Annotated in this window: 1 pseudogene; it reads right to left on the bottom strand. The window is 77.1% G+C overall.

Annotated elements, in window-relative coordinates:
- Positions 1-826, bottom strand: a pseudogene (locus tag C1A33_RS37105) (apolipoprotein N-acyltransferase); the annotation flags it as partial.

Genomic DNA, 826 nt, shown 5'->3' with positions numbered 1-826 from the left:
GTCGGTGTCTGTCGTGGTGTCGGGGCGGGTGCGGCGGGTGGCGGGGAGGGTGCGCGCGGCGCTGGTGGTGTGCAGGGCGGCCAGGGCGAGCAGGGCGCCGAGGATGGCGACGACGGCGGTGAGGGTGGGGGCGCCGGCGACGGCGACGAGGGGTGTGAGGGGGCTGTGGGACTGGGTGAAGGCGAGGCGTCCCCAGGGGAAGCCGCCGAAGGGTGCGCGGTCGCGGAGTGCTTCCTGGGCGGTCCAGACGCAGCCGGTCCACAGCCAGGGTGCGGGCAGGCGCCAGGCGAGGGTGGTGGCGGGGGCGACGAGGGCGAGGATGGCGGCTTCGGCGAGGGCGAGGACGATCCAGGCGTCGGCGCCGACGAAGGAGACGAAGCGCAGCAGGGGGAGGAAGAACGCGAGGCCGAACAGGAGGCCGAGGGCGTAGGAGGCGCGGGGGCGCCGGCCGCGGACGGTGAGGGTGAGCAGGGTGATGGCGAGCGGTGCGAGGGGCCAGGCGCCGACGGGTGGGGTGGCGAGGTAGAGCAGTGCGCCGGCGGCGAGGGCGGTCAGGGCGGGTGGGGTGCGTCGGCGCAGGGTGGCGCGGCGTCGTGTGCGGCGGGTGGCCCGCTCCCCCGCCGTTGCGATGTCGGTCGTGTCGTCGGTGGTCGCCGTGGTGGCTGCTGGCGGTGTGGTGGCGGTGGGCGGCTGCGTCGGTTCGGCGTCGGTGGCTGGGGTGGCCGGGTGCGCGAGGTCGGTGTCGGTGGCGGGGGTGTCGCCGTGGTTGGTGGCGGAGGGTTGCGGCGGCGGCGACGGCGTGGGGTGGTCGCCGCCGCCGCAACCC

The organism is Frankia canadensis (assembly GCF_900197875.1).
Lineage (GTDB): Bacteria > Actinomycetota > Actinomycetes > Frankiales > Frankiaceae > Frankia > Frankia canadensis.
Note: the sequence above shows the minus strand (reverse complement) of the source record. Positions and strands in the feature narration are given on the sequence as shown.